11 protein-coding genes and 1 tRNA gene are annotated in these 14,575 nt (G+C 70.3%); 2 read left to right on the top strand and 10 right to left on the bottom strand.

Annotation, left to right across the window (positions count from 1 at the left end):
* Positions 1-34 precede the first annotated feature (34 nt).
* From SACE_RS00210 to SACE_RS00235, 6 genes are read right to left on the bottom strand one after another with little or no spacing between them, the layout of a single operon-like run.
* A complete protein-coding gene (locus SACE_RS00210) occupies positions 35-1,345 on the bottom strand; it encodes a serine/threonine-protein kinase (RefSeq protein ID WP_009950431.1) in 1,311 nt (436 codons plus the stop codon).
* Positions 1,346-1,348: 3 nt separating this feature from the next.
* Positions 1,349-2,800 carry a peptidoglycan D,D-transpeptidase FtsI family protein gene (locus tag SACE_RS00215; RefSeq protein WP_009950430.1) on the bottom strand — a complete coding sequence of 484 codons (1,452 nt, stop codon included), beginning with the start codon at positions 2,798-2,800 and terminating at the stop codon, positions 1,349-1,351.
* Positions 2,797-4,233 (bottom strand): FtsW/RodA/SpoVE family cell cycle protein, encoded by a 1,437-nt coding sequence (locus SACE_RS00220; protein WP_009950429.1) that lies wholly within the window; start codon positions 4,231-4,233, stop codon positions 2,797-2,799. Before SACE_RS00220 ends, SACE_RS00215 begins: the two co-directional genes overlap by 4 nt.
* The gene (locus tag SACE_RS00225) at positions 4,233-5,651 is read right to left on the bottom strand and encodes a PP2C family protein-serine/threonine phosphatase (RefSeq protein ID WP_011872922.1); all 1,419 of its coding nucleotides are present in this window, start codon (positions 5,649-5,651) and stop codon (positions 4,233-4,235) included. Before SACE_RS00225 ends, SACE_RS00220 begins: the two co-directional genes overlap by 1 nt.
* On the bottom strand, positions 5,648-6,112 hold the full coding sequence (locus SACE_RS00230; protein ID WP_009950427.1) for an FHA domain-containing protein FhaB/FipA: 465 nt from the start codon (positions 6,110-6,112) through the stop codon (positions 5,648-5,650). Before SACE_RS00230 ends, SACE_RS00225 begins: the two co-directional genes overlap by 4 nt.
* 53 nt (positions 6,113-6,165) lie before the next feature.
* Complete coding sequence (locus tag SACE_RS00235; protein ID WP_011872923.1) at positions 6,166-7,479, bottom strand: FhaA domain-containing protein; 1,314 nt, start codon at positions 7,477-7,479, stop codon at positions 6,166-6,168.
* 230 nt (positions 7,480-7,709) lie between these two features.
* Here SACE_RS00235 and SACE_RS00240 point away from each other — a divergent pair.
* Positions 7,710-7,792: transfer RNA gene (locus SACE_RS00240), tRNA-Leu, on the top strand.
* Positions 7,793-8,055: 263 nt separating this feature from the next.
* On the opposite strand, the gene SACE_RS00245 is transcribed toward SACE_RS00240, so the two are convergent.
* From SACE_RS00245 to SACE_RS00260, 4 genes are all read right to left on the bottom strand, one after another.
* Entirely contained in the window at positions 8,056-9,057 is a 1,002-nt protein-coding gene (locus tag SACE_RS00245) for an endonuclease/exonuclease/phosphatase family protein (protein ID WP_011872924.1), read from the bottom strand.
* Positions 9,058-9,089: 32 nt separating this feature from the next.
* Positions 9,090-10,631, bottom strand: a complete 1,542-nt coding sequence (locus SACE_RS00250; RefSeq protein ID WP_009950422.1) for an alkaline phosphatase D family protein — start codon at positions 10,629-10,631, stop codon at positions 9,090-9,092.
* 155 nt (positions 10,632-10,786) lie between these two features.
* The gene (locus tag SACE_RS00255; protein ID WP_009950421.1) at positions 10,787-11,587 is read right to left on the bottom strand and encodes an MBL fold metallo-hydrolase; all 801 of its coding nucleotides are present in this window, start codon (positions 11,585-11,587) and stop codon (positions 10,787-10,789) included.
* A 739-nt stretch (positions 11,588-12,326) separates the two neighbouring features.
* Positions 12,327-13,700: a pyridoxal phosphate-dependent decarboxylase family protein gene (locus SACE_RS00260; protein WP_009950420.1), complete on the bottom strand. Its 1,374-nt coding sequence runs from the start codon at positions 13,698-13,700 to the stop codon at positions 12,327-12,329.
* A gap of 640 nt (positions 13,701-14,340) precedes the next feature.
* Here SACE_RS00260 and SACE_RS37300 point away from each other — a divergent pair.
* Positions 14,341-14,508 carry a hypothetical protein gene (locus tag SACE_RS37300; protein WP_011872925.1) on the top strand — a complete coding sequence of 56 codons (168 nt, stop codon included), beginning with the start codon at positions 14,341-14,343 and terminating at the stop codon, positions 14,506-14,508.
* Positions 14,509-14,575: the final 67 nt, after the last annotated feature.

Here is a 14,575-nt window from a genome sequence, read left to right on the forward strand (position 1 = left end):
AACGATCGTCCCATCATCATGCCGACCGGCGGTATCACGACGTCCCCCGCTGGACGCCGTGCGCGGTCCCCCCGACTTCGGTGCTTTGGTGCGTGTTCGTGCGGTTCGTCCCTCGGACCGGACGTAGCGCAGTCTGGTCGAAACGGTCCGCGGAATCCAGGTGGTTCGTGGCCGCACCGGCCGCGACCTGCCTGGTCCGTTCTGGATCGTTATGAGGAACACCCTGGCCGTTGGTCGTGCGCAATGCCACGGCGATGCCGATGGCGGTCAGCGCGACGACGACCACCACCGACACGGCCACCCAGATCATGGTGCGGCTGTAGCGCGGGCGGGGCGCGGGCGGCGGTGGCTGTGGTGCGGCCGCCTGCGGCGGGATCAGCCCGGGCGGGTAGGTGTTCTGCATGGGTGGCATGGCCGGTGGCAGCTGGTGCACGCCGGTGCCCGGCACCGGTGTGCCCATCTGCTGGCGCTGCTGCGGCACGGCGAGCGCGGCCGGGGTCGGCAGCGGCAGTCCCGCGCGGACCGCGGCGACGGCGTTGGCGAACTCGCCACCGGTCGCGTAGCGGCGGCGCGGGTCCTTCACCAGCGTCGCCTCGATCAGCGCACGCGCCCCGGGCGGCACGTCCGGCGGCAGCGGCGGCGCGACCTCGCGGATGTGCATCATCGCCACGGTCACCGCGTTGTCCGACAGGAACGGGCGGTGGCCCTTGAGACATTCATAACCCACGACCGCCAGCGAGTAGACGTCGCTGGCCGGGGTGGCCTCGCTGCCCAGCGCCTGCTCGGGCGCTATGTAGTGGGCGGTGCCCATGACCATGCCCGAGCGGGTCACCGGTGCCGCGTCGGCCGCCTTGGCGATGCCGAAGTCGGTGAGCTTCACCTTGCCGTTCGGGGTGATCAGGATGTTGCCGGGCTTGACGTCGCGGTGCACCAGGCCGCGTTCGTGCGCGGCCTGCAGCGCGTGGCCCGCCTGCTCCAGCATGTCCAGCGCGTGCTCGGCCTTGATGCGGCCCTCGCGCGCCAGGGTCGCGGCCAGCGGCTCGCCCTCGACCAGTTCCATCACCAGGTAGGCGGTGTCCTCCGGACCGTCCGGGATCGCCGCGGTCTCGCCGTAGTCGTGCACGGCGGCGATGCCCGGGTGGTTCAGCGACGCCGTGGTGCGGGCCTCGGTGCGGAAGCGGTGCAGGAACTCGGCGTTGCCGCACAGCTCCGCCTTGAGCACCTTGATCGCGACCGTCCGGTCCAGCCGGACGTCGGTGGCCTTCCAGACCTCGCCCATCCCGCCGACGGCGATGCGCTGGCCGAGCCGGTAGCGCTCGGCCAGCAACTGGCCGGTGGTCAGCACGGATCAGCCACCCCCCTGCAGCCCGGCTCGGATGACCGCGCGGCCGATCGGCGCCGCGATCGACCCACCGGTGGCCTCGGCGCCCTCGTCACCGCCGTTCTCCACGATCACCGCGACCGCGATGCTGGGGGCTTCGGCGGGCGCGAACGCCACGTACCAGCCGTGCGGCTTGTCGTCCGGGTCGCCGTGCTGGGCCGTACCGGTCTTGGACGCGATCTCGACGCCGGAGATCTTGCCGTCGCCCTTGGTGTTCTGCTCCGACTGCAGCATCATGTCCCGGATCGTGCGGGCCACGTCGGGCGAGACCGCCTGGTTCAGCTCCTCCGGCTGCATCTCGTTGATCACCGACTTGTCCGGGGCGGTGGTCCTGCGCACCAGCTCCGGCTTCATCAGCTTGCCGCCGTTGGCGATCGCGGAGACCATCATCGCGTTCTGCAGCGGGGTGACGCGGACGTCGCGCTGACCGATGCCGCTCTGGTACAGCGAAGGCGCGTCCGACATCGGACCCAGGTCCGACTTGGCGGCGCGCATCGGCACCTGCAGGTCCTGGCCGAAGCCGAAGGCCGCGGCGGTCTCGCGCATCTTGTCCGCGCCGAGCTTGCCCGCGATCTCGGCGAACGCCGTGTTGCACGAGTGGGCCAGCGCCTTGGTCAGCGTGTTGCCCTTGCACGTGTTGCCGCCGTAGTTCGGCAGCGGAGTCCTGGTGCCGGGCAGGGTGATCGACGGCGCGTCGGTGACCTGGCTGTTGGCGTTGTAGCCGTTCTGCAGGGCCGCCGCGGTGGTGATCAGCTTGAACGTCGACCCGGGCGGGTAGATCTCGGAGACCGCGCGGTTGAGCATCGGGTCGCCCTCGGCCTGCGACGCCTCGTTCCATCCCGCCAGCGCCTCGGACTTCAGGTGCGAGGCCAGCTTGTTCGGGTCGTAGGACGGGGCGTTGGCCATCGCCAGGATCGCCCCCGTCTTCGGGTCGAGCGCGACCACCGAGCCCTGGAAGCCCTTGCTGGTCAGCTGTTCGTAGGCGACCCGCTGCATCGCCGGGTTGATCGTCAGCTCGACGTCGCCGCCGCGCGGCGGCTCACCGGTGATCATGTCCGACAGCCGGTCGAAAGCCAGGCTGTCGTCGGTGCCGTTGAGCAGGTTCATCTGCGCCCGCTCGACGCCGTTGGCGCCGTAGACGAACGAGTAGTACCCGGTCACCGGGGCGAACGCGGGCCCCTCCGGGTACGTGCGCAGGTACTTCAGCTTGTCGTCGGTCTCCACCGAGTTGGCCAGCGACTGGCCGCCCGCGATGATCTGGCCGCGCTGGCGGGAGTACTCGTCGTAGAGCGTCCGCGTGTTGCCCGGACCGTCCCGCAGTTCGTCGGCCTTGATCACCTGGACGTAGGTGGCGTTGCCCATCAGCAACACCACCATCACCATCATGGCCAGCGCCACCCGGCGCAGCGGCTTGTTCATCGGGGACGCTCCACCAGTTCGGTATGTGCTTCGGCGATCGGAGCCTGCTTGGGCTTCGGCTTCGACGGGGCCTGCGGCCGGCGCGCGGCGTCGGAGATCCGCAACAGCAGAGCGACCAGGATGTAGTTCGCCAGCAGTGACGAACCACCGTATGCGAGGAAGGGAGCGGTGAGACCCGTCATCGGGATCAGCCCGGTGACGCCGCCCGCGACGACGAACAGCTGCAGGCAGACGGTGAACGCCAGGCCGCCGCCGAAGAGCTTGCCGAACGAGTCGCGGACCGCCAGCGCGGTGCGCAGGCCGCGCATCATCAGCAGCAGGTAGACCATCAGCAGCGCCATCAGCCCGACCAGGCCGAGCTCCTCGCCGATGGCGGCGATGATGAAGTCGCTGGCAGCCCAGATCGTCAGGTCGGGCCTGCCGCCTCCCAGACCCGAGCCGAAGATGCCGCCGCTGGCCATGCCGTAGAGCCCGCCCCGCAGCTGGAAGCCGGGGTCCGGGTCCTGGCCCGCGGTGGCCATCGGGTCCAGCCAGGTGTTCACCCGGCCCTGGACGTGGTCGAAGAGGTTGAACGCGATGAAGCAGCCGATCCCGAACAGCGACAGGCCGAGGCCGACCCAAACCGCGCGCTCGGTGGCGATGTAGAGCATCACCAGCACGATGCCGAAGAACAGCAGCGAGGTGCCGAGGTCCTTCTCCAGCACGACGATGCCGATGGACAGCAGCCACGCCACGATCACCGGCATCAGGTCCCTGGCCCGCGGCCAGTCCACGCCCAGGAAGCGGCGGCCCGCCGTGGTGAACAGCTCGCGCTTGGACACCAGGAAGGACGCGAAGAAGATCAGCAGCAGCAGCTTGGCGAACTCGCCCGGCTGGATCGACTGCCCGCCGATGTTGATCCACAGCTTCGCACCGTTGACCTCCGAGATGCTGCTAGGCAGCAGACCCGGCAGGGCCAGCAGCGCCAGGCCGACGAATCCGCAGGTGAAGCTGTAGCGGGCCAGCGTCCGGTGGTCCTTGACCAGCGCGAGCACCAGGATGAACAGCACCACGCCGACGGTGGCGAACATGATCTGCTTGCCCGTGAACGGCGAGCCGGTGACCTCCTCGAAGTCGAGGCGGTGCAGCACCACCAGTCCCAGGCCGTTGATCAGCGACACCAGCGGCAGGATCAGCGGGTCCGCGTAGGGCGCCCACCTGCGCACGGCGAAGTGCGCTGCTCCGAACAGCGCCAGGAACGCGGCACCGTAGTAGAACAGCTCGCGGCTGATCGTCTGCTCGCGGCTGATCTGCACCAGCATGATCGCGACGGTGATGATCACCGCGGAGCAGATGAGCAGGAACAGCTCGGTCCCCCGACGGGTGGGAACCCCGGGTTCCGGGGTGTGGCCGCTGGGGGTCTGCGTTCCGGCTGCGGCGGCCGGCTGTGACATCAACTCACCGTCCGGCAGGTGACGCCCGGCTTCTGCTCCTGCTGCTGCAAGGGGGTGTCTTCAGGGCTGGGCGGTTGGTTCGGCTGGTTCGGGTCGGGCGGCGGCGGGGGCTGGACCGACGACGCCGGCGGCGGGTTCTGGCCGGACGGGGGAGGCACGTTCGGGTTCGGCTGCGGCTTGGGCTGCTCGCACTCGGGCAGCAGCGCCGTCATCCGCAGGCGGTGCATCGCCGCCTGCGCCGCTTCCAGCCCGTTGACCTCGGTGATCCCGTTGCGGACGTCCGCGCGCTGGGCTTCCTGCAGGTCCTTGATGTTGATCGGATCGCAGGTGGGGGGCGAGCCGGCGGGGCAAGAGTCCTCGACCTGAGTGCTCAGCGGCATGCCGAGGACGTTGCCCTGCAACCCCTGGAAGATCACCACATCGTCGGCCTGGTTGACCCCGATGTAGTACTGGTTGAGCATCCACCAGCGCCCGGCCAGCGCTGCCCCCGCGAGCACGACCAGCACGCCTGCGACGACCAGCACCGAACGCAGCCAGCGCCGGCGGCGCCGCGGCTCGGGTGGCGGTGACGTGGGTTCGTACCGCTGCGGCTGCGGCCTCGGCATGGTAGCCGCCGAGGCTCGTGCCGCTGAGGAATCCGGCTGTGGATGCTCATCGCCATTTCCCGCGGCCCCCCCGACGATGGGGGCGTCCTCACCGAACTCGACGTCGACGACGTCGGCGATGATGACGGTGACGTTGTCCGGACCGCCGCCCTTGAGGGCCAGCTCGATCATCCGGTCAGCGCACTGCTGCGGGTCGGCGATGCGCAACGCCTCCGCGAGCGTCTCCTCGCTGACCGGTCCGGTGAGACCGTCGGAGCACAGCAGGTAGCGGTCTCCGGCGCGGGCCTCCCGGACGGCGAGGCTCGGTTCCACCTCGTGGCCGGTCAACGCCCGCAGCAGCAGCGAGCGCTGCGGGTGGTTGGCGGCCTCCTCCTCGGTGATCCGGCCTTCGTCGATCAGCGACTGCACGAAGGTGTCGTCGTGGGTTATCTGGGACAGCTCGCCGTCGCGCACCAGGTAGGCGCGTGAGTCGCCGATGTGGACCAGTCCCAGCTTGCTCCCCGCGAACAGCACGGCGGTGAGGGTGGTGCCCATCCCGTCGAGGTCCGGGTCGCCCGCGACGAGCTCGGAGATCGCGCTGTTGCCCGACAGCACCGCGTCGCGGAGCTGCCCGAGCAGGTCGTCGCCGGGCTCGTCGTCGTCGAGCGGCGCGAGCGCCGCGATGACGACCTTGCTGGCCACCTCACCGGCGGCATGGCCTCCCATGCCGTCCGCGAGAGCGAGTAGTCGTGGGCCGGCATAGACCGAGTCCTGGTTGTTTGATCGCACCAGGCCGCGGTCGCTGCGGGCTGCGTAGTGAAGGACGAGGGTCATGAGCGCAGCTCGATCACCGTCTTGCCGATTCTGATCGGAACTCCGAGCGGGACCTTGGTCGGCCCCGTGACCTTCGCCCGATCGAGGTATGTGCCGTTAGTGGAGCCTAGATCCTCCACGTACCAGTCGGCGCCGCGGAGCGACAGCCTGGCGTGCCGGGTCGACGCGTAGTCGTCGTCGAGGACCAGCGTGGAGTCGTCGGCCCGGCCGATCATGATCGGCCGGCCTTCCAGCGAGATCCGGGTGCCCGCGAGAGCCCCGTGGGTCACCACCATCTGCCGGGGTGCCCTGCTCTTGCCGCGGGCCTGCTTGGCCTGGACCCTGCCCGACCCCGGCATCGGAACGCGCATGCCGGACGCCGAGTAGAGATCGGAGCGAACCACGCGCAGCGCGGCCAGCACGAACAACCAGAGCAGGGCGAGGAACCCTGCTCTGGTCAGCTGTATCACCAGCTCTGGCACTTGTTGTGAACGCTCCTACTCGTTGTCTGGGGCGTTGTGACCCGGGGGGAGGCTCAGCCCTGGCTGCGGAAGACCAGGGAGGAGTGGCCGACCCGGATGACGTCGCCGTCCGCCAGCTGCCAAGTCTGCACCGGGGTGCCGTTCACCGTGGTGCCGTTGGTCGAACCGAGATCCGCCAGCATCGCGCTCTGCCCGTCCCAGGTGATCTCGATGTGCTTGCGGGACACACCGGTGTCGGGCAGCCGGAACTGGCCCTCCTGGCCGCGCCCGATCACGTTCGAGCCGTGCTGGAGCGTGTAGGACCGGTTCGACCCGTCGTCGAGCTGCAGCGTCGCGGTGAGCTGGCGCGGAGCGGCCTCGGGGTAGCCACCGGGCGCGCTCGGCGGGTAGGCGCCGCCGGGCTGCTGGGGGTAGCCCTGCTCGGGGAAGCCACCGGGCTGGCTCGGCGGGTAGGCGCCGCCGGGCTGCTGGCCGTAGCCGCCCTGGTCGTAGCCGTACTGACCCGGCTGCTGCGGGTAGCCCTGGTCGTAGCCGGGGGGCTGCTGCCCGTAGCCCTGGTCGTATCCGGCGGGCTGGCCGTAGCCCTGGTCGTAACCGGGAGGCTGCTGCCCGTAGCCCTGGTCGTAGGCCGCGGGGGGCTGCTGGGGGTAGCCGCCCTGGTCGTAGCCGCCGGGCTGCTGCCCGTAGCCCTGGTCGTATCCGGCGGGCTGGCCGTAGCCCTGGTCGTAACCGGGAGGCTGCTGTCCGTAGCCCTGCTGGGGGTAGCCCTGGTCGTAGCCGGGGGGCTGCTGGGGGTAGCCGCCCTGGTCGTAGCCGGGGGGCTGCTGGCCGTAGCCGTAGTTGGGGTCTTGCCCGTACTGGCCTTGGCCGTATCCCTGGTCGTAGCCGTACTGCCCCTGCTGCTGGCCGTACGGGTCTCCCTGGGGGTAGTGGCCTGGTGGCTGGCTCATGGGTCGGTCTCCTGCGGTACGAGGTGTTGCCGGCCGTCGGGTTACGTCGGGGTCGACGGACGATCTGATTCGAAACTGTCCCGTGTGCAGCGTTTCAGAGCGCTCCAGGGAGACTACGACGTCACCATATGTGTCCCACCCCTGCTCGGTGAGGTGCTCCTGAACGCAGTCGGCGAGGAGGTCGGTCACCCGGTCCTCCTCACCGGCGAGCCGTGCGTGGTCGGGGGTGCTCAGTTGCACAACGTAGTGATTGCAGGCGAGCAACCGTCCCCCGGCGAGCTCGCGGATCTGCAGCTCGGCTTCCCGCTGCAGAGCCTGCGCGACCTCCTGGGGAACGACCTTCCCACCGAAAACGCGCGCGAAGCCATTACCGACGATGCCTTCGAGCCGGCGCTCGAAGCGCTGCACGAGGCCCACGACAATCCCCTCCACGCGAACGACTCCACCGACCATCGTATCTGGGTCAACGGGCCGGGACACCGCCCAGTTCCCAAGTGGGGCGCCCCCCTGCGGAAGACGCTTGTCAGGGCGTGTTAGGCTGCTCCAGCCAACAGGGCAGCGGGTCCGGTGCAAGACGGTCGAACCGACTACACCGACCCCGGTGCCAGGGGCCGAAATCAGGCAGTGTAGAGTTCGGCTCAAGCCACGGGCGAGTGGCGGAATGGCAGACGCGCACGGTTCAGGTCCGTGTGTCCGTAAGGACGTGAGGGTTCAACTCCCTCCTCGCCCACTCGAAGTGAGGCCCCCACCGCGAGGTGGGGGCCTCACTTCTTTCCAGGGTCGGCTTTCCGGGCACGCCCGCGACGGCGACCGGTGCCCCATCCCACTGAGGCGCATTTCATAGATCGACATCGGTGGCGCTGCCGTTGGTGAGGCGGGTCTCCCCGGAGTCGTTCGAGACGCCGGTGAAGGTCACGCCGCCCAAGATCGGCCCTTCGGTCTCGGTGGACGGCCGAGGTGTTCCGCGTGCGTTTCCGTTCCTCCGCCCGGGTTTCAGCGGTGGGCGACCACGAGGTCGGTGAGGACGGCGGCGTGGTCGGAGTAGAAGACGCCCGGACCGTGTTCGGGTATGCGCTGGTCGATGACCTCGCTGCGTTCCACGCGGACGTCTCCGCGGGCGAAGGTGAAGTCGATGCGCTGCGGGGTGATCATCCGTTCCGCCGGTTGCGGGCTCCACGTGCTGCCCGGTTCGGCGCACACGTCGGGGTGGGCGGTGCGGTAGGTGTCGGCGAAGCCGGCGGCGGTCACCGCCGCGGTGGCGCCGAGCGGGTAGCTCATGCCCAGGTGGCCCGAGCACGCGGCGTGCTCCGGCCGCCAGTCGTGCGCCGCGAGGGTGTTGAAGTCGCCGCCCATCAGTACGGGATCGGTGTTGCCGCCCAGCATCGCGGGCAGTTGCGTCCGCACGATGTCGTCGATGTGGCGCTGCTGCTCGGTCTCGGCCCGCTGGACGTCGGCCCCGCTGTGCCGCGGCGGGACACCGGTGCGGATCGCCGCGGCGTTGTCGTCGACCAGGTAGCCGTTCCACGGGTCGCTGTAGGGCAGCCAGACGGTGAACAGGTTCAGCTCCGCGCCGTCGGGCAGCCGCACCCGCGCCCCGCCGAAGTTGAAGTCGTCGACGACGCCGCCGTGCGGAGCGGGGTACCGGTGGCTCACCGGGAAGCGGGTGAACAGCCACAGGTTGTCCTCGCCGGGCGGCCGGTCGGTGACCCGGACACCGGTGTAGGCGCCCTTGCCGGCCCGCTCGGTGAGGGCGCGCTCGATGTCGGGCCCGGATCCGTAGGTCTCCACGGTGAAGAACACGTCGGGGCGCACGGCCACCACCTGGTCGAGCAGGTTCGGCAGGTTCCGCGGCCCGTACTCGCGCCCGCCGTGCAGGATGTTCCAGGTCAGCACGCGCACCTGCGTGCCGGCCGGCTCCGCTTCCGGTGCGGCCGCGGCCGGAAACGCGCCGAGCCCGGCGATCGCCGCCGCGACCAGTGCGGTCAACCGTCGCATCAGCGCCTCCCCGCGTGTCCGGTGTGGACGGTTCAGGCCCGCCGGTACTGGGCGGGCGAGTGGATCGTGGCCGGGTCCTCGTACGAGCCGGGCCTGCCCCGGTCGACGTGGAAGGTGGTGAGGGTGGAGACCGGCGACCGCGGGTCGTCGCGGTCGGCGACCACGCGCATGTGCGTGCTCCACCTGCGCGGCGTGACCTCGTGTACGTCGTAGCCGTAGCGGTCGCCCTCGAAGTACTTCAGGTGCGGGTTGGCACCGCCCATCACCGGTCCGTTGGTGCGGTTCCACTCGGCGTCGTAGGCGCTGGAGGAAACCGAGTGCGCGGTGAACTCGGTGCCGATCACCGGCGAGTCGGGGTCGTCGAAGTCCGGGCGGACGTCGTCGACGAAGGCCGAGTGCCAGTCGCCGGTGACCACCACGAGGTCGGGCATCCCGGAGTCGTGCACGTGGGTCAGCACCTCCCGGCGCTCGGCGAGGAACCCGTCCCACTGGTCGGTGAAGTAGTAGCCGCCGCCGGGCTGGGCGAGCTGGCTCAGCATGATGGAGTTGACCCAGCAGTGCCACGAGTCGGGCGCGGCGTCGACCCGCTGCTTGAGCCAGTCCTTCTGCTCCCGGCCCAGGATCGTGCCGTTCGGCAGGTTCTGCGCGGACCGGTACTGCCGCAGGTCGAGGATCGTCAGCTCCAGCAGGTCGCCCCAGTGGCGTTGCTGGTGGACGCGCGGCGCCTGGGCGTTCGCCGAGCGCACCGGCATGTGCTCGAACCACGCCTGGTAGGCCGCCGCCCTCCGCTCGCGGAACGGCTTGGAGGGCTCGGTGCCGCTGTAGTCGTTGACCACCTCGTGGTCGTCCCAGGTCAGGAACCACGGGTGGGCGGCGTGCGCGGCGCGCAGTGACGGGTCGCCCTTGTAGAGCGCGTGCCTGCGGCGGTAGTCGGTGAGCGTGAAGGCCTCGGGGCCCTCGTGGTCGCGGACGTGCTCGCCGCCGACCTGGCCGTGCTCGTAGATGTAGTCGCCGAGGTGGACGACGAAGTCGACGTCCTCCGCGGCGATCCCGCGGTGCGCGGCGTAGAACCCGTCGTGGAACGCCTGGCAGTTGGCGGCGGCGAAGCGCACCCGCTCCAGCGGCCCGACCGGTGCGGTCCGGGTGCGGCCCAGGCGGCTGGACCTGCCCCGCGCCGCGAACCGGTAGAAGTAGCGGCGTCCGGGTTCCAGGCCGCCGACGTCGACGTGGACGCTGTGCCCGAACTCGGCGCGGGCGGGCGCGGTCCCGCTTGCGACCCGGTTAGAGAGCTCTGGATCGGTGGCCACGACCCACTCGACCTCGACGGTGTCCGGCAGCGGTTGGGAGTCGGCGAGCGGTTGCGGAGCCAGCCGGGTCCACAGCGACACGCCGTCGGGCAGCGGGTCTCCGGACGCGACGCCGAGGGTGAACGGCGGTTCGTCCCAGGTCGCGCCCAGCTCGCGGGCCGCGGCGTGGGCCTGCGCCGGCGAGAGCCGGACGCTCAGCGGCCAGGCCGCTCCGAGGGCACCCGCGGCGACCGCGCCGCGCAGCAGGTCTCTCCGGTTGGCTCGCATGTCCGTCCCCTCGCGGTCGCCGGCCCGCGCGCCCCGGGCCTCCAGGCGCGCGCAAGCATTGCGTACCACTCGGGGAACGGTGAGAACCCGCGATGGCGTCTTTGCGAACTCCGGGTGCCACGTCGGGGAGCCGGCCCGGGCGGGACTTCGGTCGGTCAGGTCGGCGGCAGCGGACAGGTCTGTCCTCTGTGGACGTACTGCGCGTGGACGCCGGGCCGCTGGTCGACCGCGACCTGGAAGTCCGACAGCGGTGACTTCATCACCCCGTAGTCGTCGTAGTGCACCGGGATGGTGTGCGCGGGCTTGAGGATGTCGAGCAACCGCGCGCCCTGCCCGCCGTCCATGGTCAGCAGCCGGCCGAACACCTTCGTCCCGCCCAGGTGCAGGACGGCGACGTCGATGTCGGGGAAGAGGTCGGTGATCTCGCGCAGGTCGGAATGCAGGACCGTGTCGCCGCTCAGGTAGACCCGCAGGGGGTCGCCCTCGCGCGGCAGGTACTCGACCAGCGTGCCCATCACCGGCGGGACGACCGCGGCCAGCGCGCCGCACGCGTGCTTGCCCGGCAGCGACGTGATCTCCAGCCGGTCACCGGACTTGCTCATCGACCGCTGGGTCCAGCGCGGCATGGGCACCGCCTCGGCGAAGCCGTAGCCGCGCAGCTTGCGCGCGGCGTGGGCGGTGGTGAAGACCGGCAGGTCGCGATGCAGGCCCCGGCGCGCGACCCGGTCGAAGTGGTCGCCGTGCAGGTGGGAGAGCACGACCGCGTCGAGGTCGGGCAGCTCGTGGACGTTCATCGACGGCTGCGTCCGGCGCCTGGTGACGATCCCGTGGCCGATGTGCACCCACTGCCCGCGCCGGACGAAGTTCGGGTCGGTGAGCAGGGTGAAGTCACCGAACCGGAGCAGCGTCGTGGCGTTGCCGATGAACGAGATGGAGCACTGCGACTCGTCGATCATGGTGCTGGCCCTCCGGGCGCGGCGACGGGCGTCCCGCAGGGGCTACCCGGGCCGGAGTCCGACCGAACCGGCGACGGCGCCTCCGCGCGGTCGTCGGCCTCGCAGAAGGCGGTTCGAAGCGAGAGAACGCTGCGTTTCCAGCGTCATCCTGAACCAGACCGTCCCGCGCGATGATGGCCCGCCCGGACTGCCGCCGACGACGGCCAGGCTGCTCACCGGAGACAGCGGCGGTATGAGCGCAGCCGAGGGGGCGTCTTCGCCGCGCGACGACGCACCGGTCGCCGTGAACGGGTGCGTCCGGCTGCTGCCGGTTCTCACGGCGTTTCCGGTACGGGCACGAAGAATTGCCTTGGTGCCGGTGAACTTTCTCGGCGACTGCCTTTCGGGGGTCGTGCCGGCGCCTCTATCGCTCGAATCCACGGCAACGTTTCTTTCGAATTCCTGTGCCGCTTCATCGTCGCGGTCGGTAGCGTTACCGAAAATTCCGATGTCCTCGTGCGGAGACTCTGCGTGACCGGTGCCGGGACTTCTGCCTCGGAGGAACGGTCGGCGTCTCTCGTGGTCCGTTGTCGCGGCCCGCCCGCGGTCGGCGGAGTGGTGACCCAGCGTCACCCGCTGGGATGGCCGGTTGCTTGCTGCCAGAACGTTTAGAAGAGTCCGCAGTCCGGTCGAAAATCGTGCTCCAAGGTGAGCCGGGAGGCAATGACTTGCCATCGGAATGGACGCCGATGTGACGGTCTCACCGCCCCGCGGCGGTTCGGACGAGTTCCTCGATCCGGGTGTGCAGGTAGTCGAGCCAGTCGTCGTGCTCGGGTTTCATGAGCACGCTGCGCAGGATGCGGCCGACTGCCACGTCGGCCTCGACCTCGTGGCCCCGCGCCGCGAGGGCGGGCCTGTCCACGCCGTAGGTGGCCACGAAGACCGACTCGGCGGCGGGCGCGGTCATGCCGCCCTCCAGCACCGCGGCGGAAAGGGCGTCGATGTCCGAGAGGCGCCCGGCGCGGGGCAGGTAGGTGACGATGTCCAGCTCCGGGCGCTGGTAGGGGGCCAGCACCGGCGACTCGGAGAGCAGGTCCGCCCAGCGCAGTGCGGCGCGGCGGCCCGGTCGCAGCACCCGGCCCAGACCGTCGGGCGTCGGCGGCAGCAGCCGGAACGTCAGCCACAGCGCGGCCGCGGCCGCGCCGGCCCGCGAGCACTCCAGCGAGACCTCGCCCAGGTGGCGCTCCGCCGAGGTGAAGTAGGTGTAAGGCGAGTCGTGCCGGTAGAAGCGCTCGGCGGCCGGGTCGGCGAACAGCACCGCGCCGCAGCCGTAGGGCTGGAGCCCGTGCTTGTGCGGGTCGACGACCAGCGAGTCGCACGCGCCGAGCGCCTGGAACGGCGCAGAGGCCACGCCGTCGGGGGAGTCGTCGGCGATGAGCGTGAAGAACCCGCCGTAGGCGGCGTCGACGTGCAGCCGCACGCCGTAGCGCTCGCGGAGCGCGAGCGCCTCGTGGACGGGGTCGATCGCGCCGAGGCCGGTGGTGCCCGCGGTGAGGACCACGGTGCCGATGTCGTGCGTGCGCAGCAGCGAGTCGAGCGCGTCGAGGTCCATCCGGCCGGCGTTGTCGGTGGGCACCGGCACCGCCTCGACGCCGAGCAGCCGGCACATGCGGGAGTGCGTGTAGTGCGCGTCGGCGCTGTGGGCCACGGCCCGCCCGGGATGCGTCTCGCGGGCCACGTACAGCGCCTCGAGGTTGGCGATGGTGCCGCTGGTCGTCAGGTGGCCGAGGTGGTCCGGCCCGTACCCGAACACGCCGGCCAGCCGGGCGACCACCTCCCGCTCCATGCGCGCGGTCGCCGGGCCGCCGTCGAGCGCGTGGTTGTTCGGGTTGACCAGCATCGCCGCCAGGTGCCCCGCGACGGCGGCGGGGTGCGCCGGTTTGATCATCTGCCCGGCGTAGCGGGGGTGGAAGAAGGGGTAGTTGTCGCGCAGCCGTTCGGCGAGCTCGGCGAACGCCGGGCCGAGCTCCTGGTCGGCGACCTCCGCCGCCGGGTGCGTGGTGAAGTCCCCGAACTCCTCCTGCCAGCGCTCGACCTCCGCTACCGCGGTCGTGAGCCATCGGCGCAGATCCATGCTCTCTCCTGGTTACGTGGACTTATCATGAGAAAGGCGGGAAATGGTTAATCGCTCACCGGTGTTCCCGGTTGTTCTCCCTCCTCGGCTGCGTGCTGTAGCGGCTCCGGTCGAAAATTGATTCGCCACTGGCCGGACGCCTCGGGAACCACTAGATCATATTTCGGTGGTTCCGTCCGCGGAAGTCGTCCAATCGTCCGTAGTCACTGGTGGACGCCAGGGTCCTAGTGCCCGTACGGGTGGCTGGAAGCCCGGAAAATCGACGACGGACGGTGATTCCGATCGGTGCCCGGCCCGTCCTCCGGGTAGGTTTCCGGTATCGCTTGTATGACTCCGAATGCGGGTTTAGGGTGGACGAGTCACCGGGGGATAACGGTGACTGCTCCGATCAACGGGAGTGACAACAGTGCGCGGATGAGTGGATCACCCGCATGTGCCCTCCGACCGCGGGGAATTGGGACTGGGGGACTCCCACGAGAGCCCTGCGGCACCAAATCGCGGCAGCGAGGGTGCGGACGATCGGAAATGATCGGTACACCCGTCCAGGCCTGTGCGCCGACATGGGGGCGGGCCGGGCGCTGAGAAGCCTTCTAGGGAAACGGCCGCGAGGCCGACAGACCCGGAAAGCGAGAGATCGGAAATGAGAATCAGCACTGTCTTCTTCTCCGGCAAGAACCGCAACAACCACCGCGGTGGCTGGGGCTGGGGCCACGGCTGGGGCTGGGGCTGGGGTCACGGCTGGGGCTGGGGCCACGGCTGGGGCTGGGGCCACTGGGGCGGCTGGTGGGGCCGTTGGTGGGACTGCTGAGCGTCCTGCTCCCCATGAGCTATCAGCGATGAGATGAACGGCGTAGCTCCCACTCCCTGAGTGGGAG

This window comes from Saccharopolyspora erythraea NRRL 2338 (genome assembly GCF_000062885.1).
GTDB classification, from domain to species: domain Bacteria; phylum Actinomycetota; class Actinomycetes; order Mycobacteriales; family Pseudonocardiaceae; genus Saccharopolyspora_D; species Saccharopolyspora_D erythraea.